This window comes from Pseudoalteromonas sp. SWN166 (assembly GCF_015864485.1).
In the GTDB taxonomy this organism is placed as follows: Bacteria; Pseudomonadota; Gammaproteobacteria; order Enterobacterales; family Alteromonadaceae; genus Pseudoalteromonas.
This window is the reverse complement of sequence record NZ_JADYXB010000005.1, coordinates 147067-169165: the sequence shown is the minus strand read 5'-3', so window position 1 is coordinate 169165 and position 22099 is coordinate 147067. Positions and strand designations below refer to the sequence as shown.

Sequence of the window (22099 nt, the reverse complement as noted above, 5' to 3'; positions counted from 1 at the left end):
AATGCGATTTTTAAACACACTTTTACTAGTAAGCGCATGTAGCTTACCAAGCTTTAGTTATGCACTTAATGTAGAGCCTGCCAATTGGTGGATAGGCATGAATAAAAATAACATTACGATACTCGTGCACGAGGAAAATATAGCTAACGAAAAATTTAAATTAGATAAGTATAAAGGGGTTGAACTTAATAACGTAACGCGCACCGACAACCCTAATTATGCTTTTCTACATTTAAGTATTAGCGATATGGCTAAAGCAGGAACGCTACAATTTAAGAGTAGCTACCCTGAACATAGTTTTGAATTTCCTTTACTTACCCGAGATAAACATAGCGCGCAACGTCAAGGTTTCACAAATGCAGATACTTTGTATTTAATTAATCCTGATCGCTTTGCTAATGGTGATGAAAAAAACGATACAGTTAAAGGTATGCTAGAGAGTGCAAATCCAAGCTTTAAAGGCGGGCGACATGGCGGTGACATTCAAGGCGTAATTAATGCGCTACCGTATTTAAATAATTTAGGCGTGACACAGCTTTGGTTAACACCTGTGCTTGAAAACAACATGCCTGACTATTCTTACCATGGTTACGCGATCACAGATTTTTATAACATTGATCCACGTATGGGTTCAAACCAGTTGTACAAAACGTTATCTGTAAAAGCAAAAGAGCAGGGCATTGGTCTTGTTATGGATATGGTACTTAATCATTTTGGCTCTGAACATGCTTGGGTTAAAGACAAACCCACCCAAGATTGGATTAACTTTAATGGCGAATTTAAAAATGGTGAAAATGCGACAAGCCATGCGCGCCAAACAATTCAAGACCCACACGCAAGCAACTACGATAAACGCCAATTTAGCGATGGTTGGTTTGTTGCTAGCATGCCAGATTTAAACCAGCGCCAACCACTTTTAAGTGAATATTTAATTCAAAACGCTATTTGGTGGATTGAATACGCCGATTTAAGCGGTATTCGTGTAGATACCTATTCTTATTCAGATAAAGCGTTTTTAAGTGATTGGACAAAAGCCATTATGGATGAATACCCACACTTTAATATTGTTGGTGAGGAGTGGACTTCAAACCCTGCAATAGCGTCGTATTGGCAACGCGGCAAAGTAAATAAAGATGGGTACACATCAAGCTTACCCAGTGTAATGGACTTTTCATTACAAGAAGCGGTAATTCAAGCTTTAAATGAAGATGAAAGCTGGAGTACAGGCTGGGTTAAAGTATATCAGTCATTAGCTAACGATTTTTTATACCCAGATACCAACAACATTATAGTGTTTGCTGATAATCACGATATGAGCCGAGTATATACAGAGCTTGGGCAAGACTTAGCTAAAACTAAAATGGCGATGACGTTATTTTTAACAACGCGCGGCATTGCTCAAATGTATTACGGAACGGAAGTGATATTAGATAACACGCCGAGTAAAGATCATGGTGATATACGAATTGATTTTCCTGGTGGGTTCAAAAATCAAAAAACTAATGCGTTTACAGGTGCTGGTTTAAGCGAAGAGCAGCGCGATATGCACAAGACCATTAGCACGCTACTTAACTTTAGAAAGCAAAGCCCTGCGCTTACAAAGGGCAAGCTCGTTCATTTTAGTCCGAACAATGGTGTTTATAGTTATGCTCGCGTTAGTGACACGCAAACTGTATTAGTTTTTATGAATAAAAACAAAGTAACACAAAAGCATAATCTTAATTACATGCAAGAAGTTATACCAAAAAATGCCAATGCGCAGACATTATTCACACAACACACTTTTAAACTAACTAACAGTATTGACTTAATGCCAATGGCTGCCACGGTATTAGTGATTAATACGCCGTGAATGTTTAAGTGAATACGTATGCAGCAACTGTATGCTTGCTGCAGTTATCTTTAGTATAAAGCTATAACACTACTGACAAAAAGACACACAATGAAAAAATCAGTTTATGTACCCGCATTACTGTGTAGCGCACTTATAACAAGTGCCTGCTCAGATAATAATAAAACCGAACCGCAGCAAATGCCTAAACAGGCGCAAAATGAGTTAACAAAGCCTGTTGTATACCAAGTGTTTACACGTTTATTTGGTAACACACAAACCGCAAATGTACCTTGGGGTACAAAAGAGCAAAATGGTGTAGGCAAATTTGCTGACTTTAACGATGCTGCATTAGCTGGCATTAAAGAGCTAGGGACGACCCATGTTTGGTATACCGGTGTTTTGCACCATGCGTTAGTGGGCGACTATACACAGTACGGCATTAGCCAAGACGATCCGGATGTAGTAAAAGGCCGTGCAGGTTCACCTTATGCAATCAAAGATTACTACGACGTAAACCCAGATTTAGCCATAAATGTAACCAATAGGCTGGGTGAGTTTAGTGATCTGATTGAGCGCACTCATCAACATGGTATGAAAGTGGTTATTGATATTGTGCCTAACCATGTTGCGCGTAATTATAAATCAGTAGCAAAACCCAAAGGAGTGAAAGACTTTGGTGAACAAGACGACACCAACAAAGAGTACGATAAAAATAACAACTTTTATTATGTACCTGGGCAGTCTTTTCAAGTACCAACATCAGAAAGTTACTCCGTTTTAGGTGGTAATACGCATCCATTAGCTGACGGTTTTTTTGATGAAACGCCAGCAAAATGGACGGGGAATGGGGCGCGAGCACCAAAACCTGATATAAACGATTGGTATGAAACCGTAAAAGTTAACTATGGTGTAAAGCCTGATGGCAGCTATGACTTTCCTGCATTACCTAAAGAGCTAAAAAAACAAGATTATCGCGCTCATTACGCTTTTTGGCAAAATAAAGAGCTTCCTAATAGTTGGTATAAATTTAGAGATATCACTTTGTACTGGCTTGATAAAGGCGTTGATGGCTTTAGATACGATATGGCCGAAATGGTGCCAGTTGAATTTTGGAGTTTTTTAAACTCATCAATCAAAATACAAAAACCGGATGCATTTTTATTGGCTGAAGTTTATAACCCGAAAATGTACAGAGCGTATATTCAGCAAGGAAAAATGGATTATTTGTATGACAAAGTCGGCTTTTACGACACATTAAAAGCCATTATGCAGGGTAAGCAAGCTGCTAATACGATTTTTGCAGCCCAAAGCCACGTTAACGATATTGAATCGCACATGTTGCACTTTTTAGAAAACCACGACGAACAACGCATTGCGAGCCCCGATTTTGCAGGTGATGCACGCTGGGGGAAACCAGCAATGGTAGTTTCTAGCTTAATTAGTCGCGCACCTACTTTATTATATTTTGCTCAAGATGTGGGGGAGGACGGATCTGAAAACGCAGGTTTTGGCACATCTACTCGCACCAGTATTTTTGACTACATTGGTGTACCAGCGCATCAAGCATGGATGAACAACGGCAAATTCGACGGCGCTAACTTGTCAAGCGAGCAAGCATCACTTCGTGATTATTATAAATCAATAATGGCTCTTAATAGTTTACCCGCTGTTGTAGGTGGAACCATGTCAGAGCTTTCACTTAGCAATAGCGAACGCGTTGTTGGTTTTGTACGCTCGCTGGGACAGCAATCTGTTTATGTTTTTAGTAATTTTAGTGAGGAGCCACAAACGGTATTAATTAATTTAACACCAGAGCAAGCTAATACCTTTGAGCGAAATAAACCGCTACACGACTTACTTGAACAAAACACGGTAAAGATCATCACTGACAAAGAAGTTACAAAGCTTATGCTTTCGCTAGATGCATTTAGTAGCGCAGTTTTAACTAATAAGGCTAATCATGAATAATCAAAATAATAATTATGACAGCAACAAACCAAATCTAAGTTTTTGGCAAATATGGAATATGTGCTTTGGCTTTTTAGGTATTCAATTTGGTTTTGCACTACAAAACGGCAATGTGAGCCGTATTTTTCAAACCCTAGGCGCACAAGTGGATGATATTCCTATTTTATGGGTTGCAGCACCGCTAACGGGCTTAATAGTGCAACCAATAATTGGTTATTGGAGTGATAAAACATGGGGGCGTTTTGGTCGTCGTCGTCCATTCTTTTTCATAGGGGCGGTACTTACTACTATCTCACTCTTTATCATGCCGCATTCACCAACCCTTTGGATTGCTGCAGGTATGTTATGGATTATGGATGCCTCAATCAATGTCACTATGGAACCTTTTAGAGCACTTGTAGGCGATAACCTGCCAGAAAAACAACGTGCTACGGGCTATGGCTTGCAAAGCTTTTTTATTGGTATTGGTGCGGTATTAGCCTCAGCGCTACCATGGATGATGACCAATTGGTTTGACGTAAGTAATACCGCTGCGCCAGGGCAAATCCCTGAATCTGTTAAATATTCATTTTATTGGGGTGGGGTCGTATTGCTAGTCGCAGTTCTTTGGACAGTTATGCGAACCAAAGAATATAGCCCTGAGCAATTAGCTGCTTTTGAAAACCACACTGCCAAACCGACTAACACCGCATTAGTAGATATCAACTTTAATAAAGGTGCCATTATTTTTGTGGTGCTAGGTTTAGCAACCCTTGCATTAGTAATGGGTTTATCGCTTGAAAAAGAGTTATACCTACTTGCTGGTGGCTTACTAGCGTTTGGTATTGTGCAGTGGATAGCAAGCGCATTAAAGGCTGCTAACAAAATACAAGGCGGTTTTTACCAAGTAGTACAAGATGTATTTACCATGCCAGAGGCAATGAAGCAGCTTGCTTGGGTGCAGTTTTTTAGCTGGTTTACGTTATTTGCTATGTGGATATACACCACAGCCGCAGTAACAAGCTTTCATTACGGCAGCAGTGATGCAACAAGTAAAGCCTTTAACGATGGGGCTGATTGGGTCGGCATTTTATTTGCAGCTTACAATGGCTTTGCGGCTATTGCCGCTATGTGTATTCCATTCTTAGTTAAAAAGATGGGCTTAAAAGGCGCACATTGCTTTAACTTACTACTAGGTGCATTGGGCCTTGCGAGCTTTATGTTTATAACAGACCCAAAAATGCTTCTTATTCCAATGATAGGCGTTGGCTTTGCATGGGCTTCTATTTTATCGCTTCCTTATGCAATGTTAAGTAATGCATTACCGAGTAATAAAATGGGCGTGTATATGGGTATTTTTAACTTCTTTATTGTTATACCGCAATTGCTTGCCGCTAGTATTTTAGGGCTTATTTTACGCCACGTATTTTCTAACCAGCCTATTTACGCATTATTAATTGGTGCTGCATCATTCGTTGTTGCTGCGATTGCTGTAATGCGCGTTAAAAATTCAAACTAAGGGTCACACAATGAAAAAATATAACCTTATTACTACCGCTCTTTTAACTTTGGGCTTAACAGCCTGTGGTGCACAAAATACGAATAACGAAAATATTGACGCTACAGTTTCAGCAGCTCCTGGCGCACCAGGTGCTGAACCATATTGGGCTTACGCGGGTAAAACCGGAATTGGTACTTCTTTTGAGCAATACCAAAACGGCCAATATAATAACAATGCTGCGACAGGTGAAGTATCAAAAGTATGGTTTTCAATTGCCAAAGGTATGATCACCGAAACTATGTTTGGACTCATTCACCAAGCTCAAATTAAAGATATGCAGTTTGTAGTAACCGGTAAAGATTTTACAGTCACTGAAGCTGACGACTTAGACGTTACAATTGATTACTTACATAAAGACGATAAAGGCAGACCACTATCGCTTGCTTACAAAGTAACAAGTACAGATAAGAAAGGGCGTTTTACCCTCGAAAAACACATATTCACCGACCCTGACGGACAAACATTGTTTGTACGCAGTATTTTTAATACATCACTTAAAGGCGTGAAAGCGTATGTTGCTGTTAACCCTTATATAAACAACAACGGCTTAGGTGATTTTGCAAAAACCACTGAGCAAGGCTTAGTAGCATGGGAAGATGATAATTTTTTAACGTTGCAATCATCTACGCCATTCAAAATGCAAAGTGTAGGCTTTACAGGTGTGAGCGATGGCATCACCTCACTTAAAAAACAAAACACACTAAGCAAACAATATTCAAACACTGGCGATAAGGCCGGTAACGTCACTCTGCTGGCAGAGCTTGGTAATATCGATAGTAATACCACATTTGATTTAGCACTAAGCTTTGGTAAAACGCAGCAGCAAAGCCAGCAACAAGGTGCACAGAGCTTATCTAAAGGTTATCAAAATGTGCTTGATGCCTACAACGGTAAAGGTGAAGCGCTAGGCTGGGAAGATTATTTACAAAGCCTTGAGCCATTAAATACAATGGTTAAGCAAACAGCCGATGACGGTAAGCTACTTTATACCAGTGCAATGGTACTAAAAGCGCAAGAAGACAAAACTAATGCGGGTGCGCTCATTGCCTCACTTTCTAATCCTTGGGGTGAAACTGTTTCAGCCAAAGAGGGTTCGACTGGTTACAAAGCGGTATGGGTTCGTGATTTTTATCAAGTAGCTATGGCATTTATGGCCTTAGGCGATACAGCGACTGCAAAAACGGCCTTCGAATACCTTGAAAAAGTACAAGTTACTAGCAAAACCCCCGGTAACAATGGTGATACAGGATGGTTTTTACAAAAAACACATGTTGACGGTGAACTTGAATGGGTAGGGGTACAGCTAGATCAAACGGCTATGCCGATTATGCTTGCGTGGAAGTTACATCAAGCAAACGTACTAAGTGATAACGAACTTAAAGATTGGTACGCACGCATGCTAAAACCGGCAGCTGACTTTTTAGTTGATGGCGGAAGAGCTAAAATTTTATGGAACGACATGCAAATCACTCCACCTGCTACACAGCAAGAGCGCTGGGAAGAGCAAAGTGGTTATTCTCCCTCTACAACGGCTGCCGTTGTTGCTGGCCTTATAACAGCCAGTGACATAGCAACACTCAGCGGTGATACTCAAAATGCAGATCGTTATTTAGCAACGGCTAAAAAGTACAACAATGATATAGAATCGCAAATGTTTACCACCGAAGGTAATTTAAAAGGTGATAGCACCGATGGCGAGTATTTTATTCGTATAGGTCAAGACACCGACGCTAACTCTAATACTAAAATTAACGCCAACAATGGCCGTGAAGGTTTTAACAAAAAGCAGATTTTAGATGGTGGTTTTTTAGAATTAGTCCGCTATGGAGTAAGAAGTGCCAACGATTCAAGTATAGTTAAAACTCTACCTGAGTATGACGACGAAACGCTTGAAGATAACTTACAAGTTAAATACAGCTTTAACTTTACCGATGGTAGCGGCACATTTGCAGGCTATCGCCGTTATGGCAACGACGGTTACGGCGAAGATGAAACCACAGGTACTAATTACGCCGAAAGCAGGAGCAACACGCCAGGCCAACGTGGTCGTGTATGGCCATTTTTTACAGGTGAACGCGGACACTATGAAATAGCGGCCGCAAACGCAAATAATACGCTAGATGATGCAAAACAAGCGGACATTAAAAATAGTTACGTAAAAGGGCTAGAGCAATTTGCTAATAGCGGCATGATGCTACCTGAGCAAGTATGGGATGGCGTTGGCGTAAATAAAGCAGGTTATGAATTAGGCGAGGGCACAAACTCAGCAACACCTCTAGCTTGGACACACGCAGAATACATCAAGCTTGTACGCTCACTCAGTGATAAACAAGTTTGGGATTATTACCCTGTGGTTGCCGAATCGCTTAAAGACTAATATATAATACCAATTCGCTTAATTAAGTGAGCTATTTTGAGGCAGGAAAAACGTGTTGTTAGCTAGGCAAAAAATTCGCTATTTAGTTGTTCTCGGCAATTGCTCCTGCATTGCTCTACCTTCTGCATCCATGCAGTCGTAAATGAGAATTTTTTAACGCAGTTAGCGACACGTTTAGCCCCGCAAAATGATTAAGTATTATTGCGGATTGGTATAAAATGCTGTAGTTATTAAAAAAGGCTTCTAAATAAATTTAGAAGCCTTTTTGTTATGTACTCACTTAATATTAAAACAAAAGAATGCTCTTTAAATAAAATGAATGTCACTTTTGAGTTACATTATTTGAGGCCACACTTATTATCAAACCATGATAACAACTCGGTATAAAATTCTTTTTTATGATCGTAGAAAAGCGTATCAGAAAAGTGATCGGCATCTTCAAGCTCAATATATTTAAAGTCTTTTTTGTACTTTTCAAGCTCAGATACGAAGTCTCTACTGTGTTTTACTGGAACACGACTGTCGATATCACCATGCACAACCAGTATAGGAACATTTACTTTTTCTACTTGCTCTACAGGAGAGACACCAGAAATAGTAGGGCGTTGCAAAATACTTAAAAATCGATTTTCGTTAAGGGTCGCATTAATACGACTTAAATCACTTACCCCAGCACCTGCAACAACACATTTATATATGTTGTTTTCACGCATAGATGCAGCAAATGCAGCGTAACCACCATAACTCCAACCAAATAAAGCAAGTTTATCTTTAGTTGCTAAGCCTTTGTCTATTAAATATTGTGCAGCATCGTCTAAATCATCTTGTTTTTTCAAGCCCCAGTTATTATCACCTGCCATCCAATGCTCTAAACCGTAACCAGTAGAACCACGATAGTTTGGTTGAATAACGACGTAACCATGATAAGCAAGTAACTGCGCCCAATCATCAAACACAATAGAGTCGCGCACCCAAGGACCACCGTGAGGGAGTACTATCGCTGGGTAAGGACCTTTGGTCGCAGGAATAGTTACATACGCTTTTATTTTACGTCCATCTCTTGCTTTGTAAGAGATGTACTTAACTGAGCCTAATTTACTTTTATCAATAAACGGAAGTCGATCACCAATTTTAGTTAGCTTCTGTTTATTAGTAACAATGTAATAGCTGCCTGGGTTATCGTCAGCAGATACCCTCACTACTAATACGTTATCGTTATCAGAGCTACTAATGATTTGTACAAATTTATCTTTAAATAAAGAAGCAACAGATTCGTTAAGTGCTTGAAGGTTAGGGTCTGTGAAATAAAATTTAGGCTGCTTGGTTGTATAGCGAAAGCCTTGTAAAGTGCCATCGGTATCAAGTATAACACCGTCGGTATCTACAGATTTAAGGCCAAATTGACGTTCAGAATACTGACCTGTTTTAATATTATATATATAAATGCCAGTCGTATTTTCACCTAGGTTGGCGTTAACATAAACTTCGTTAGGATTACCTTTAGTGAACCCTAATATCTCAAAATTTTCACGCTTTTTAGGACTTACTTGCTTAATTACTTTCCAATCATCATTGCCTTTATCTCGGGCATAATAATCGATTGCGTTATCAGACTTATTCCAACCTTGGGCTATTCTTATTTCACCATCGTAGTCAGAAACAAACGAGCCTGATACTTTTTCATTTCCGCGCATTACAGTAACGCTTCGTCCAGTGTTAATATTAAATCGCACTACATCTGGAATGTAGTTATTGTTAATATCAACTTCTACCAGTACTTCATCTTTTTTGTCTGGAAGTATATTGATTATATTAAATTGAACATTTCGCTTTTTCTTAAATGGTAATAACCAATCGCCTTTGCCATCTGCATCAGTTATTGCAAACTTATTAACCCAGTATTTACGACTACCGTCTTCTAGTATCTGTCTGAACATAACACCAAGTTTTTCATCGTTTAACCATACGATGGAAGATATCAGCATTTTATCAGCGCCCAATCTTACAGGGTCTGCTTCTAGATTATTTGGATCTCTTATCTCAATTATATAGTCACCATTTTTGGTAGTTGCTCTTAAAATAGCAAGCTTCTTACCATCAGGTGATGCTACAACACTACGAATAGCAGATGACATTGAGAAAGCATCAATACTGCTCACTTGTGTTGCATCTTCAGTTTCGCTATTAGCGAAAGAAGAGAGGCTCAGTAAGGTAAATCCTACTAACATTCTTTTTTTAAGTTTCATTTTTTATTCCCTCAAAAAAAATGGCCTAAAATATTAGGCCATCTGGATTGAATATTTACTCAGCCAATTCTAATTAAAAAGAAGCTGTAAAACTGATGTATGGGCTACGGCCTGACGTATCATAACCAACACCTAGAGGGATGTTAGTATTTGAGAAAGAACCATCAGGGTCAACTTTTGGTGGAGCTTCATTAAATACGTTACGAACACCAAAGTTCACTTTATAAGCATCGTTAGACCAAGTCATACCAATATTATGTACAAAGTAGTCTTCAGTGAAGCCAACAGGGCGACATTTAAGTGGAGCACCATTAGCGTCAGTTAAACCACGACAGCCTGCTGTGCCTTCTTCAAACTCACCTAAATCATCTTCATCTTCACGACCTTTACCGATGAAACGCGTTTCCCAGTTAAATCTAAAATCAGAATATTTAAGTTGTAAGCGAGCTGTACCGCGCCATTCTGGAGAATCTGGCTCACCCATATTGTCATCAATAGTACCAAGTACATCAAAAACTTGCTCTGTCATACGAGTAGCTTGAAGGTCTAATGTAATACCTAAGTTTTCCTCTGCAATTACTGTGTCTGTTTCAAAGTAAATATTGTAATCAAAACCTTTAGAAGTAATTAAACCAATATTAATAAAGCTAGCATCAACTAAATCAATTTGACCATTTGCATCGCGGCCTATACGGCTACAGAATGCATCATTACCATCAGCAGAATAACATTCATTAATGCTGTATCCTGCACTTGGCTCAGCAATACTATTTGATACTTCAATATCAAAACGCGTTAATGACATTGTTAAATCAAATGCATCAGTGAATGGCTGTTCAAAAATAAAGCCGTAAGTTTTAGCCACTGATGTTTCAGGGGTAAGCTCTGTTGTACCGCCAGTTTCAATTTCTGCACTGTAGTTAGCTGTATAAGAGTCAGTACCACCTTGACCTAAACCAAGAGTAGTTGGATCAATCCCTGATGCTTGACAAGCGTTTAGTACTGCTGTGTCGCGGGTATCTTCAGCTGCATTATACGTTATTGGTGAGTTAGGGTTAAATGCATCCGCTTCACGAGCATCCTCAGGAACAACACATGGATCTGCAACATTATTAAATCCTGATGTACCGTTTAAGAAACGTTCGCGTAAGTTAGGTGCTCTGTACGAAGTACCCTTTGTAGCACGTAAAGTAAACCACTCAACAGGACGGTAGATAGTTTTAATGCTATAAGTTGATTCTGCATCGTAAAAAGACTCTTCAGATACACGGCCAGAAGCTGTAAATGTAAGTTCTTCAGCACCTTTAACACCTTTAAGTAAAGGGAACTCAACTTCTGTGAATATTTCTTTTAAGTTACGTGCACCATCAGCGCCTTGGTCAGCAAAGTAGCCCCACACTAGGCCATCTGCAGCTGCAGCATTTGGATTTGATTCAATTTCGTCACGACGATATTCAACACCAACGATACCTGCAACATTTTCGTTATTCCATGGTAGTGCAAAAAAGTCACCACCCATAAATGCATTGAAAACAAACTGGTTTACTTTAGTTTCAATATCGCGGTCAATAAATAAGTAGGCAGCTTCTTCAGGTGAAAGGGTACCACCACCTTCTTGAAATATATTATCTGCAAATAAATTAACCGGAACACAACCGTCAGAACCAGTACCACAGGTAACTGTGCCATCATCGTTAAGTACAGCTGTATCTAAAGAGTTAATCAAGCGCTCTTCATTAATACCAACACGGTGATCAGTACCTTTTGAAGCGCTGTACGAAACAGAAGCATCGTAGTACCAATTGTCTAAACCGATGTTTTCAAACATACCAAGGTTACCAGTAACACCGGTAACTAAACGATATTGTGATACTTCAACCTCAGTTTGATCACGATCACCACGAATGTTAATAATTGGCTGCACTGAAGATGGGCCATCAGGACCGACACCTAGCACACCAAAACAGTCAATACCGTTTGTACCACATGGGTTATAAGGGTTAGATGCTGATACTTGTTGGAATATTTGTGCGCCGGGGCTAAAAATTGGTGATTTACGACTCGCGTATAAACCTTCGTAGTAGAAAGTTGTGTCGTTATCATCTTGGAAGTTATATTCACCATTAAGCATTAATGAGATACGCTCATTTTTACTTCTGTAATCACCACCTTTGTAATAATCAGACTGTTGAAATGCATAAAACGGGTCTTGGAAGTCTACATCACGAAAGCCATCGCCATTACCATCAACAAATGCTCCATCATTAATCCCATCGCCATCAAAATCACCTAAAACCCAAGATGGAATAAAGCCTGCATTTGATTCAGCCACAGTTGTTTCACTAAAGTTAGGGATCCCTGTATTTGTGAAATCTGGAGTGTAATAAAGGCTACCAAAAAATGGAACGCCACCGATTCTGTTTGTAAGAGGGAAGATATCACAAGAGTCTTCACCACTTGCTACAGGACCATTACCACTATTTCTAGTTACAATACTGCCATCTTCAGCTTCCCAAATGCGTTCTTCACACCCTTTAACAAAAGGGTTACCAGCTAGAGATTGGGATTTCTGCTCTGAATATTCAACACCTACAGTGATAAAACCATTATCCATGGTTTTACCCCACATACCCGAAAGTACAGTTTCTTCACCGCCATCACCTTTAGGTTGACGGTAAGATGCATCAACAATAAATCCTTCCACATCTTTCTTTAATATTACGTTAGCTACACCAGCTACCGCATCAGAACCATATACGGTTGATGCGCCGTCAAATAAATTCTCTACACGCTCAATCATAACGCCAGGTATTAAATTTAAATCAGGAGAGGTTGGTGCACCACCTACACCTGCTGGAGCCATTCTTCGACCATTAATGAGTACAAGAGTACGCTCTGCACCTAAACCACGAAACCCGATTGTTGCAGCGCCCGGACCGTTATCTAGTACAAAACCACCAAATGTATTATCTATTTGAGCACCAGCCGCTTGGCTAGTTGATTGAAGCATTGAGCCTGCATCAAATAAACCCATTTCACGAGATAAGTCGCCATTGATTATTTGAATTGGTGATGCATTTGAAAATTCAGCTTTTCTTATACGTGAGCCTGTTACAACTATTCGCTCAGGTGCTTCTTCTTCTAATTCCACGTCTGAATTCAAGTCATTTTCTTGAGCCAGCGCGTTAGGCGCTAAGGCTACAGAGCCTAGCAATAAAGAGTATCTTATTGCATTTGATAGAGCTTTAGTTTTAAACATATTAAAATCCCTGAAGTATTATTGTTATTTAAGCTACAAAACCACTAAGTAAATAAAGTGGAATTATGGCAGCACAATAAATTTACATTACGTAAATAAAATAGTAAACAAGGTTGATTTTATGTTGCGCTTCTGGGCGGTGCTAACTAGCATTATTAGGGTTTATTTTAATTTAACTGACTGTTTAATATGAGTTTTTTTGTTTGTAAATGAATGTGAACAGATGTAATCGGTACCAGCTTGAATATAGAAGGCTCAGCTCGACTTTCTAGGAATCAAAATAGGAGGTAATAGGGTGCTTTGTACTTCTTCACCACGTATTAGTTTTAATAAATTCTCTACTAGCATTTGCCCAGCTACAGTGGTGTTTTGCTCTATCGTCGTCAGCGGTGGGTTTACGTAACTTGCAATGGCTATGTTATCAAAGCCCACTACCGCAACATCTTTTGGTACATTGATATTAGCTTCTTTAAGAGCCCGTATTGCACCAATAGCAATTAAGTCGCTTGCAGCAAATAAGGCGTTAAATTTAATATTATTAGCGATAAGCGAGCGAGTGGCGTGATACCCAGATTCTTCGGTGGATATAGCATTAGCCATTTTACGTTCGTTTATTTTAACATTGTTAGCCAATAGCTCATCTTTGAAGCCCTGAAAACGACTAAAGAATTCAGGGCTATGATCAGATGCATCACCAATAAAAGCGCAATCAGTTCTGCTATGAGCAATAAAGTGCTCAGCGGCAAGCTTACCGCCACCGTAGTTGTCACAACAAACAGTTAAATCTGGGCGATTATCAACGGTTGCACCCCAACAAACAAACTTCGTATTTTGTTCAAGTAAGGTGCTAAATTTTGGTTGGTAATCAATGTAATCACCATAACCGAGTAAAATAATACCATCAGCTCTGTGGCTATCTTCGTAGTCTGCTTGCCAATCTGCACTGGCCGATTGAAATGAAACTAATAAATCGTAACCTTCTTTAGCGCAAGCACGGGTAATGCTGCCAAGCATGGCTAAAAAGAAAGGGTTAATTTGTGACTCGTCAGAAGTGGGGTCTTCAAATAAAAGTAATGCAAGCGTACTACTTTGCTGAGTGCGTAAGTTACTGGCATTTTTATCAACTTTATAATTAAGTTTTTTAGCTATATCAAAAACACGCTTACGTGTTTCTTCATTAACAAGATGGCTGTTACGTAAAGCGCGAGATACAGTTGATTGAGATACCCCTGCATAGTGGGCAATATCAAATGAGGTGGCTTTACCTTTCATTGTTACAACTTAATTAGTTTGATAAATAATTGTGTCATTTTCGTTTATTAATGAATAATTTCAAGCTTTTTGTGAATTAACGTATATTTTTATTGATAAACGGCTGACACCGGTGTCATAATATCAATGTTTTATCATTTTGTTGTCAAAACGTATTCGCTGTCTATATCTTTATAGGCAGCATTTTTTTACTGTGATAGCTACTTTGAGGTGATAGCTCAAAGTATAAATAACAATGGTACACCATTGTAAAATAATAAGCATAAGTCGCTTAACAAAAGAGATAATACTATGAGCCCAAACGCTTCTGCACAATTTGATCCCATCTTAGTTGCTGATGTTGGCGGCACTAATGCCCGCTTTGCTTTAATCACTGCTTTTAATGAACACACTAACCAATTTGTAATAGAGCACATTAATATTTTTCCTAGTGCTAATTTTGGCTCACTTCAAAGTGCGCTTGAGCAATATTTACAAACAGTCCCGCATATTAAACCTAAACGCGCATGTTTAGCCGTTGCAGGCCCAATCAAAGCCGGGCAAGTGCATTTAACTAACTTAGGTTGGCATTTTAGTGTTAGTGAATTTAAAACTCATTTTGATTTACAACAACTAGAAGTTATAAACGATTTTGCTGCCTTTGCATACGCCGCCCCGTATTTAGATCCTAAACAAAATGTCATTGTTAAATCGGGTCAAGCTGATGACAATGCAAACATTGGTGTTATAGGTCCAGGTACTGGCTTTGGTGCAGCGTGTTTAGTTAGAACGTCGCAATCTACCGCTGTTTTAAGTTCAGAAGGAGGGCATATATCGCTTGCACCTGTTAATGAGCTCGATACCTTATTATTAAATGAGTTACGTAAAGATCATCCCCATGTTTCTATCGAAACAGTATTTTCAGGCCCTGGCATTGCGCATTTATACAAGGCCATGGCTGCAGTTAAGGGTGTAACGGCTAAAAATTTAGACGCGGCGCAAATAAGTAGCCTCGCCAATAGCGGTGAATGTGCTGTGTGTGATGCAACGCTTAACCAATTTTGTGATTGGATTGGCAGCGTAGCCGGCGATTTAGCCGTTGTTTACGGTGCTTTAGGCGGATTATTTATCGGCGGTGGAATACTGCCTCGTATGCAAGCAAGACTTTTAGAAAGTCGTTTTGTTGAACGATTTTCGCAAAAAGGTATTATGTCGCAGTACGCAGGGCAAATCCCTGTAACACTTGTAACACAAGACAATATACCGCTTATTGGCGCTGCTGCGTGTTTACACAATAGCAAATAGGGCTTAGGCCTTATTGGTTGTATTTGGATAATGGATAGATGAAAAAAGTAACCATAAATAGTGTAGCAAGCCATGCTGGGGTTTCTAAAAAAACCGTTTCGCGTGTTTTAAATAATGAGCCAAATGTAAGTGCCGCTACCCGAGAAAAGGTACTCGCGGTATTTAAAGAACTTGATTACACACCTAATCCTATTGCGCGTGGCCTTGCACAAAATCGTAGCTTTATTATTGGTTGTCTTTACGATAATCCCAGTAAAAGTTATATCACTCGGGTGCAAACGGGCGCTTTAGAAGCATGCAAAGAAAATAACTATAACTTATTGATACACCCTTGTGAGTTTCGTGGTGAAGCGCTTATTAATAATATTGAGCAATTACTACAGACTTCTCGATTAGATGGCATTGTATTAACGCCTCCTTTTGGTGATTTTGCTGAACTCGTTTCTTTTTTAAAATCTAAAAAAATTCCTTACGCAAGAGTTGCATCGGCTTTACTTCAAGATGACTCAATTTCTGTGCGTAGCAACGATGAGCAAGGCGCATTTGAAATTACCGAGCATTTAATTAGTCTTGGTCATAAATCAATTGCGTTTATTAAAGGTCACCCAGATCACAGTGCCACGCAACAGCGTTTTAAAGGCTACAGGCGTTCACTTGCAAGCCATGGGATAGAATTTGATGAGCGCTTAGTCGAGGAGGGTAACTTTAGTTATCACTCAGGCGTCGACAGTGCACGCAGTATTTTAGATTTATCACCTAGGCCAACCGCTGTATTTGCATCAAATGATTACATGGCGGCAGCGGTGTTAAAATTAGCTACCCAGCGCCAACTTAAAGTACCTGATGATATCTCTATTGCGGGCTTTGATAACGCACCTATTGCGCGTCATATTTGGCCTGGTTTAACGACTATTGCACAGCCCGTTGAGGAAATGACAAAACAAGCCGTAACACAGCTTATATCTCATATAGCTCAGCCTCAAGAACAACCATATCAGGTAACGCTTGAATCGCGCTTAATTACACGTGAGTCTACCTCTGCGATAAAATAGTGAGTTAAAAACACTTTCACAGTAGCCCGAATATGAGTGACGCTTATTCGGGCTTTTTTTTGCTCTAAACTTGCTAAAATATACTTTGTGCCTAAAAATCAAATAGGTCATTATTCGGTCATGTTAAAATATTAAACTATTTTTGTTACCCGGGGTTGACACCGGTGTCATTGCTATGCGTTAATACAGTGACACCGGTGTCAGGGTTGTTGTGAGAGGCTCCCTGGTAGCGTACCTTTGAACGGGTAAATCAAAGATGCTCAGTACAGTTATTTACGTGGAGTCTGTAGTTGCTACTGAGCCTTTATCCTCTAACTAATAGAGATGAGTTAAATTATGTTACATCCTCGTATTCAAGAAGTTACCCAGCGCGTTATCGAACGCAGTAAAAATACCCGTCAAGATTATTTACAACGTATTTCGCACGCAAAAAAACAAACAAGAGTTCGTGCCGGTTTAGGTTGCGGAAATATAGCCCATGTTATGGCTGCTTGTAGCAGTGATGACAAAGCGCGCTTAAAGGCTGATGAGCAGCCAAATCTTGCTATTATCAACTCATATAACGATATGCTTTCGGCTCATGTGCCATACAAAGATTACCCAGATTTAATTAAAGACATTGCTACAAAATTCGATGCTACAGCACAAGTCGCTGGTGGCGTTCCTGCAATGTGTGATGGTGTTACGCAAGGGCGTGACGGCATGGAACTTTCGCTTTTCTCTCGTGATGTAATTGCTATGTCTACGGCAATTTCTCTTTCGCACGATGTGTTTGATGGCGTTTTTTGTTTAGGTGTTTGTGACAAAATAGTCCCGGGTTTATTAATTGGTGCATTGTCGTTTGGTCATTTACCTGTGTTCTTTTTACCAGCAGGCCCAATGCAGTCAGGTATTCCTAATAAAGAAAAAGCACGTATTCGTCAAAAATTTGCACAAGGTTTAGTAAGCCGTGAAGACTTATTAGAAGCTGAAAGCGCGTCTTATCACAGCGCAGGTACTTGTACGTTCTACGGTACTGCAAACTCAAACCAAATGTTAATGGAAATAATGGGCTTACACCTTCCTGGTAGCTCGTTTATTAATCCTTACACTGAGCTTCGCGATGGTCTTACAGGTAATGCTGTAGAAACTATGCTTAAGCAGCTTACAGATGATAAAGAAAGCCCATGTTTAGCTGATGTGATCAGCGAAAAAACGATCATAAACGGCTTAGTAGGCCTGCTTTCTACAGGTGGTTCTACTAACCATGCTATTCATATTGTTGCGATAGCAAAAGCGGCTGGCATTCAGGTTACGTGGAAAGACATGTCTGATTTATCAGAAGTTGTACCACTACTTACACGTATTTACCCTAACGGCTCAGCTGATGTAAATCACTTCCAAGCAGCGGGCGGTATGGGTTTCTTAATGCGAGAGCTAGCAAGCGCTGGTTACTTACACACAGACGTTAAAACAATGCTAGGCGATGGTTTAGCACCTTACATGACAGAGCCTCGTTTAGATAAAGACGACAGCCTTATTATGAGCAACTCAACCGGCCCAACTAAAGTTAAATGGGTAGATTGCCCTGCAAACTCACACGATGAAGAAGTACTTCGCCCAGTGAGTAACCCTTTTAGTAAGCAAGGTGGTCTGCAACTTCTAACGGGTAACTTAGGTAAAGCCGTTATCAAAGTGTCAGCGGTTGCTATTGAACATCAGGTTGTTACTGCTCCTGCAAAAGTATTTAGCTCACAAAGTGCTCTGCAAGATGCATACACGCGTGGCGAATTAAACCAAGACTTTATTGCCGTGCTAAAAGAGCAAGGCCCTAAAGCGAAAGGTATGCCAGAGCTACATAAGTTAACGCCAGTAATGGCAACGCTTCAAGATGAAGGCTTTAAAGTAGCCATTGTTACTGACGGTCGTATGTCGGGTGCATCAGGTAAAGTACCAGCTGCTATTCACTTAGCACCTGAAGCTGTAGAAGGCGGCATTATTGCTAAAATCCGAGAGGGTGATTTAGTGACACTTGATGCGCCAAACGGAATATTAAAAGTACACGTTAGCGACGAAGATCTTGCTAAACGTGAAGCAGAACTTAGCCAACCAAGTGCCACATTTGGTACAGGCAGAGAATTATTTACTGGATTTAGAAACATCGTAAGCAGTGCCGATTTAGGCGCGAGTGCTTTTGGACTTGAATAAATATTAGCCATACTGGGTAATGAGGAACAAGTAATGAGTATTGAAAAAATCTTAGCATCGGCACCCGTAGTGCCAGTGGTTGTAATCGAAAAATTAGAAGATGCAGCACCACTTGCAAGAGCGTTATATAACGGTGGCTTAAAAGCCTTAGAAATAACACTACGTACACCTATTGCTGCAGAAGCTGTAAAGCTGATGAAAGCAGAAGTACCTGAAGCCTATGTAGGTACTGGTACGGTAGTAGATAAAGCAAGTTTTGATCTTTCGGTTGCCGCAGGTGCAGATTTTATGGTGAGTCCAGGTGTGAGCGATGAGCTTATTGCGTTGGCTAAAACATCAGATATACCATTTTTACCAGGCGCTGCAACTGCAAGTGAAGTTATGCAACTTGCGTCGCATGGTTTTAAGTATTTAAAATTCTTCCCTGCAGAAGCAGCAGGTGGAACGGCTATGCTTAAATCAATCGGTGGCCCATTACCACACATTACTTTTTGCCCAACTGGCGGCATTAGCTTAGCAACCGCACCTAATTATTTAGCGCTTAATAACGTTATATGTGTTGGTGGTACGTGGATGCTAGATAAACAACTAATTGAAAATAAAGACTGGCAAGCAATTGAAGCGCTTGCTCGCCAAGCAAGTGAACTTAAATAGGAGTCTAAAATGATTAATGTAGCAATTAACGGTTACGGCCGTATCGGTAGAAATGTTTTACGTGCACTTTATGAGTCAGCTCAAAACAGCGAAATTAAAATTGTAGCAATTAACGATTTAGCACCTGCTAACGTTAATGCACATTTAACGCAGTATGACTCAGTTCATGGTCAATTTTCTAAAAAAGTAACACTTGAAAATAACACCATGTTAATTGACGATGACGTAATAACGTTAACGCAAGAGCGTGACCCTGCAAACTTACCGTGGAAAGCACTAAATGTAGATATCGTTTTAGAATGTACTGGTTTTTTCACTAAACGCGAAGATGCAGCTAAACATATTACTGCAGGCGCTAAAAAAGTAATCGTTTCTGCTCCAGGTAAAGATATGGATGCAACAGTGGTTCATGGTGTAAACAGCGATGTAATTAACGCTGATAGCCACATCATCTCTAATGCTTCTTGTACTACTAACTGTTTAGCACCGCTTGCAAAAGCAATTAACGACACAGTAGGTATTGAAAAAGGTAGTATGACTACTATTCATTCTTATACGAATGATCAAAATTTATCTGACGTATACCACCCTGATCTATACCGTGCTCGTAGTGCAACTCAATCTATGATCCCAACTAAAACAGGTGCTGCGGCAGCTGTTGGTTTAGTATTACCAGAACTTGCTGGTAAATTAGACGGTATGTCGGTTCGTGTACCAACAATCAACGTATCTTTAGTTGATTTTACGTTTATTACTAAGCGCGACACGACTGCAGAAGAAATCAATGCAATCATGAAAGAAGCGTCAACGGGTTCAATGAAAGATATTTTACAATATAATGAGCTTCCGCTTGTTTCTATCGACTTTAACCATAACCCTGCGTCATCTATCTTTGATGCAACGCAAACTAAAGCCGATGGCAATCTAGTAAAAGTAATGGCTTGGTACGACAACGAATGGGGTTTCTCAAACCGCATGTTAGACCAAGTTAAAGCATTAGGCGCGTTTTTATAATACAGCCCTAATGATGTAAAGTTTTAGCTTTATCCAACCAAGCCACGCATTGCGTGGCTTTTTTGCGTTTGGTTTATCTGTATATTTGCAACTCAGACTATGGAGGGAACTATTTGTATTTTTTATACCCTAAATTTTGTTAATATGTGGGTGTGTAAATCAATGGAATTTCGTTGTATTTAATCAACTCAACGAAGCAAGGAATAATAAAAATGATCAGAGCTTTATCACGAAAGGTATTTCGCACAAATCATCTTCAGATAGGTGAGGGCAACATAAGTGGTTACATAGCCTGCTTTTTAGCAATACTGAGTTGCTTAGGCGTATTAGCGTTTCACTTTCCTGAATACTTAACCACACCAGAGCTGAGAAAAAGCTACAGTGTCGATTTTTTACGTCAGCTTATGTTTGCATCATTATTGGTCTCGGGCAGTTTGGGGCTACTTAACTTTGTACGTAATACCAATAAACGCTTAGGAGCTACAGCGTGGTTTTTTATTATTCTGGCAATTATGTTTGGCGGACCAAACGTTGAGGTAAACGAGTTTGCAAGCGACACACCTTACATAGGGCTTGATTGGTTTATTTTAGATTTGCTCGGCTCAACGCTTATATTTATCGTGATTGAAAAGCTACTACCACATCGTAAAGATCAAAAAATATTACGTAGCGAATGGCGGGGAGATTTAAACCACTTTTTTGTAAATCATTTAATTATTGGTTTTGTATTACTCGTTACTAACCACTTTGTGCATTATGGCTTTGGCTGGGCTGTATCAACGACTATTCAAGGTTATATAGAGCAAACACCATTTGTAGTGCAGTTGTTTTTAATTATACTCGTGGCCGATTTAATGCAATATTGGGTGCATCGTGCTTATCACGAAGTTCCTTTACTATGGCGTTTTCATGGTGTACATCACAGCGCCAAAGAAATGGATTGGTTAGCGGGCTCTCGCCAGCATATTCTTGAAATACTGGTTACTCGCAGTTTAGTGCTCACGCCCATATTTGTACTTGGGTTTTCACAGCAAATAATTAGTTTATACGTCATAATTGTGGGTTTACAGGCTGTGTTTAACCATGCAAATGTACGCGTTAGGTTTGGCTGGCTTAAGTACTTTATGGTTACACCGCAGTTTCATCATTGGCATCATGCGTCAGATAAAGCCGCGATTGACCGCAACTACGCTGCGCATTTTTCGTTTTTAGATTACGCGTTTGGTACTGCTGTTAAAGGCCAAAAAGAGTGGCCAGAAGCATACGGTGTAGTCGGGGATTACATGCCGGTAGGTATGCTTAAACAACAGGTTTACCCGTTTAAGCGCACTAAATAAATTCGAAAGTTCGAATAAATACACAATATAAACTAAAAGGGAGCAACGCGTTATACGTTGCTCCCTTTTAGAATT

Annotated in this window: 13 protein-coding genes; 10 read left to right on the top strand and 3 right to left on the bottom strand. The window is 39.8% G+C overall.

Annotated elements, in window-relative coordinates:
* The first annotated feature begins 1 nt into the window (after position 1).
* The 4 genes from I6F49_RS04930 (at position 2) to I6F49_RS04915 (ending at position 7719) form a co-directional block, all read left to right on the top strand.
* On the top strand, positions 2 to 1852 hold the full coding sequence (locus tag I6F49_RS04930; protein WP_197178815.1) for a glycoside hydrolase family 13 protein: 1851 nt from the start codon (positions 2 to 4) through the stop codon (positions 1850 to 1852).
* A 90-nt stretch (positions 1853 to 1942) separates the two neighbouring features.
* The gene (locus tag I6F49_RS04925) at positions 1943 to 3802 is read left to right on the top strand and encodes an alpha-amylase family glycosyl hydrolase (RefSeq protein WP_197178813.1); all 1860 of its coding nucleotides are present in this window, start codon (positions 1943 to 1945) and stop codon (positions 3800 to 3802) included.
* Positions 3795 to 5300 carry an MFS transporter gene (locus I6F49_RS04920; RefSeq protein ID WP_010555040.1) on the top strand — a complete coding sequence of 502 codons (1506 nt, stop codon included), beginning with the start codon at positions 3795 to 3797 and terminating at the stop codon, positions 5298 to 5300. The genes I6F49_RS04925 and I6F49_RS04920 overlap by 8 nt, the downstream gene beginning before the upstream one ends.
* A gap of 10 nt (positions 5301 to 5310) precedes the next feature.
* A complete protein-coding gene (locus I6F49_RS04915) occupies positions 5311 to 7719 on the top strand; it encodes a glucan 1,4-alpha-glucosidase (protein ID WP_197178811.1) in 2409 nt (802 codons plus the stop codon).
* 338 nt (positions 7720 to 8057) lie between these two features.
* On the opposite strand, the gene I6F49_RS04910 is transcribed toward I6F49_RS04915, so the two are convergent.
* From I6F49_RS04910 to I6F49_RS04900, 3 genes are all read right to left on the bottom strand, one after another.
* On the bottom strand, positions 8058 to 9965 hold the full coding sequence (locus tag I6F49_RS04910; protein ID WP_197178809.1) for an alpha/beta hydrolase family protein: 1908 nt from the start codon (positions 9963 to 9965) through the stop codon (positions 8058 to 8060).
* A 73-nt stretch (positions 9966 to 10038) separates the two neighbouring features.
* Entirely contained in the window at positions 10039 to 13224 is a 3186-nt protein-coding gene (locus tag I6F49_RS04905) for a TonB-dependent receptor domain-containing protein (protein ID WP_197178807.1), read from the bottom strand.
* Between the two features lie 255 nt (positions 13225 to 13479).
* Positions 13480 to 14496, bottom strand: coding sequence for a LacI family DNA-binding transcriptional regulator (locus I6F49_RS04900; protein ID WP_165727413.1), 1017 nt, complete (start codon positions 14494 to 14496; stop codon positions 13480 to 13482).
* A gap of 291 nt (positions 14497 to 14787) precedes the next feature.
* On the opposite strand from I6F49_RS04900, the gene glk reads away from it, so the two are divergent.
* The 6 genes from glk (at position 14788) to I6F49_RS04870 (ending at position 22024) form a co-directional block, all read left to right on the top strand.
* On the top strand, positions 14788 to 15780 hold the full coding sequence (glk, locus tag I6F49_RS04895) for a glucokinase (protein ID WP_197178805.1): 993 nt from the start codon (positions 14788 to 14790) through the stop codon (positions 15778 to 15780).
* Between the two features lie 38 nt (positions 15781 to 15818).
* On the top strand, positions 15819 to 16832 hold the full coding sequence (locus I6F49_RS04890) for a LacI family DNA-binding transcriptional regulator (RefSeq protein ID WP_165740595.1): 1014 nt from the start codon (positions 15819 to 15821) through the stop codon (positions 16830 to 16832).
* A 336-nt stretch (positions 16833 to 17168) separates the two neighbouring features.
* Positions 17169 to 19019, top strand: a complete 1851-nt coding sequence (gene edd / locus I6F49_RS04885) for a phosphogluconate dehydratase (protein WP_197178803.1) — start codon at positions 17169 to 17171, stop codon at positions 19017 to 19019.
* Between the two features lie 33 nt (positions 19020 to 19052).
* Positions 19053 to 19673, top strand: coding sequence for a bifunctional 4-hydroxy-2-oxoglutarate aldolase/2-dehydro-3-deoxy-phosphogluconate aldolase (gene eda / locus I6F49_RS04880; RefSeq protein ID WP_002959756.1), 621 nt, complete (start codon positions 19053 to 19055; stop codon positions 19671 to 19673).
* Between the two features lie 9 nt (positions 19674 to 19682).
* Entirely contained in the window at positions 19683 to 20687 is a 1005-nt protein-coding gene (gene gap / locus I6F49_RS04875; RefSeq protein WP_165727417.1) for a type I glyceraldehyde-3-phosphate dehydrogenase, read from the top strand.
* Between the two features lie 212 nt (positions 20688 to 20899).
* Complete coding sequence (locus I6F49_RS04870) at positions 20900 to 22024, top strand: sterol desaturase family protein (protein WP_197178801.1); 1125 nt, start codon at positions 20900 to 20902, stop codon at positions 22022 to 22024.
* Positions 22025 to 22099: the final 75 nt, after the last annotated feature.

Coding starts and splice junctions, on each gene's coding strand:
- I6F49_RS04930 (WP_197178815.1), top strand. CDS start 2: ATGCGATTTTTAAACACACTTTTACTAGTAAGCGCATGTAGCTTACCA.
- I6F49_RS04925 (WP_197178813.1), top strand. CDS start 1,943: ATGAAAAAATCAGTTTATGTACCCGCATTACTGTGTAGCGCACTTATA.
- I6F49_RS04920 (WP_010555040.1), top strand. CDS start 3,795: ATGAATAATCAAAATAATAATTATGACAGCAACAAACCAAATCTAAGT.
- I6F49_RS04915 (WP_197178811.1), top strand. CDS start 5,311: ATGAAAAAATATAACCTTATTACTACCGCTCTTTTAACTTTGGGCTTA.
- I6F49_RS04910 (WP_197178809.1), bottom strand. CDS start 9,965: ATGAAACTTAAAAAAAGAATGTTAGTAGGATTTACCTTACTGAGCCTC.
- I6F49_RS04905 (WP_197178807.1), bottom strand. CDS start 13,224: ATGTTTAAAACTAAAGCTCTATCAAATGCAATAAGATACTCTTTATTG.
- I6F49_RS04900 (WP_165727413.1), bottom strand. CDS start 14,496: ATGAAAGGTAAAGCCACCTCATTTGATATTGCCCACTATGCAGGGGTA.
- glk (WP_197178805.1), top strand. CDS start 14,788: ATGAGCCCAAACGCTTCTGCACAATTTGATCCCATCTTAGTTGCTGAT.
- I6F49_RS04890 (WP_165740595.1), top strand. CDS start 15,819: ATGAAAAAAGTAACCATAAATAGTGTAGCAAGCCATGCTGGGGTTTCT.
- edd (WP_197178803.1), top strand. CDS start 17,169: ATGTTACATCCTCGTATTCAAGAAGTTACCCAGCGCGTTATCGAACGC.
- eda (WP_002959756.1), top strand. CDS start 19,053: ATGAGTATTGAAAAAATCTTAGCATCGGCACCCGTAGTGCCAGTGGTT.
- gap (WP_165727417.1), top strand. CDS start 19,683: ATGATTAATGTAGCAATTAACGGTTACGGCCGTATCGGTAGAAATGTT.
- I6F49_RS04870 (WP_197178801.1), top strand. CDS start 20,900: ATGATCAGAGCTTTATCACGAAAGGTATTTCGCACAAATCATCTTCAG.